The sequence below is a fragment of the Acidisphaera rubrifaciens HS-AP3 genome (assembly GCF_000964365.1).
Lineage (GTDB): Bacteria > Pseudomonadota > Alphaproteobacteria > Acetobacterales > Acetobacteraceae > Acidisphaera > Acidisphaera rubrifaciens.
On record NZ_BANB01000901.1, the window covers coordinates 1 to 1588 of the forward strand.

Here is a 1588-nt window from a genome sequence, read left to right on the forward strand (position 1 = left end):
CCACGACAAGGTCGGCGTGCGCGATATAGGGGCGGGTGTCCGGCACCCGGCCGGTGACGAGCACGCCCGGCAGCGCCGCGAGCGCCTGCACGTCCGGCCCCGGGCTCGCGCCCACGATCGCGAAGCGCAGCGACGGAAAATCGGCCCGCAGCAGCGGCAGCGCCTCGCGCGCGAACCATCCCACCGCGTCGGCATTGGGCCGGTAATCCATCGTGCCGGTGAACACGACGACCGGCCCCGCCCCGCCATACGGATCGGACAGCGCGTGCCGCGGCGAGAAATGGTCGAAGTCGACGCCGTTCTCGACCACGGCGATGCGTCCGGCGGCCTCCGGCGCCAGCGCCGCGAAGCGCGCGGCCTCGTGCCCCGCGACCATCAGCGTGTGGTCGAAGCGGCGGGCGGCGTCGCGCTCATGGGCCAGCAGCGTGCGTGCCTCGCGGGCCCAGACGGCGCGCATCGGGCCGCGCGCGGCGGCGGCATAGGCGGCCCATTTCTCGGAATCGACATCGACCATGTCGAGCACGCGGCGCAGCCCTGGCCGGTCGGGCAGATAGGCCGCCATGGCGGAGCTGAAGGCGACGGCATGACGGATGCGCCCGTCGTCCATGCGCGCATCGACCCAGGCCCGCATCCGCCGATCGCCGTAATAGCCGAGCGTCAGCGGCCGGCCCGGGCGCAGGCCGAGCAGCGCGCGCAGCCGGGCGCCGCGCGGATCGAGCGCGAAGGCGCCGACATCGGCGCAGACCGTGCGCAGATGCGCGACATGGGCCCAGTCCGCCGGATCGTCGATGAAGCAGCCCAGATGCACGCGCCAGGTCTCGGCCAGGGCCCGCAGCAGATGCCATGCGCGTATCTTGTCGCCCTTGTCCGGCGGATAGGGAATGCGGTGGCAGAGGAACAGCAGGTCGCGCACCGTGCCCCCCGCTCAGCCGATGCCGCGCACGATAAGCGGGCCTAGCACGTTCGCGACCGGCAGCGGCAGTCGCTTCCACGCCGCGACCATCAGCCGGTATTTCGGATTGAGCGGATTATGCTCGGGGATCTCCGCGCCCGGACGCAGCAGGAACCGGTATTGCAGGGGAGTCGGCTCAAAGCCCCAGTTCCGCTTGAAATCATAGGCGCCGGTGCCGACCTTGCTGCGCCCGAAATCGAACATCCGGCAGCCGGCGGCGGCGGCGCGGCGCATCACTTCCCAATACATCACGTCGTGGGCGCAGCGGCCGCGCGCGGCGGGCGTGCCGCCGGCGTAGTACGGGAGCACCTCGTCGCGGAAATAGAAGCTCAGCACGGCCGAAAGCGGCGCGCCCGCGTCGAGCACCGTCATCACCTCCGCCCGGTCGCCGAAGACGTCGAGCAGCAGGCGGAAATAGCGGCGCGAAAACACCGGCGTGCCGAGGTTGCGCACGCTCCGCGCGTACAGCCGGTGCATGCGGTCGGCGTCGCGGTCCACCACGGTCCGCAAGCCGTACTGCAGACCCTTGCGCAGGCTCGCGCGCTGCTTGCGCGGGATCGCCTTCATGTTGACGTCGTCGTCGCCGGTGATCGGCCTGCGGAACGTCGCGTACAGGCCGGACCGGGCGACCCAGCC

Annotated in this window: 2 protein-coding genes; both read right to left on the bottom strand. The window is 71.7% G+C overall.

Going from position 1 to position 1588, the window contains the following annotated elements; translation table 11 throughout:
* The coding region (locus B8460_RS18880; protein WP_048863170.1) for a TIGR03087 family PEP-CTERM/XrtA system glycosyltransferase at positions 1 to 913 on the bottom strand (913 nt) is incomplete at its 3' end.
* Between the two features lie 12 nt (positions 914 to 925).
* On the bottom strand, positions 926 to 1588 hold a 663-nt coding region (locus B8460_RS18885; RefSeq protein ID WP_048863171.1), incomplete at its 5' end, for a FemAB family XrtA/PEP-CTERM system-associated protein.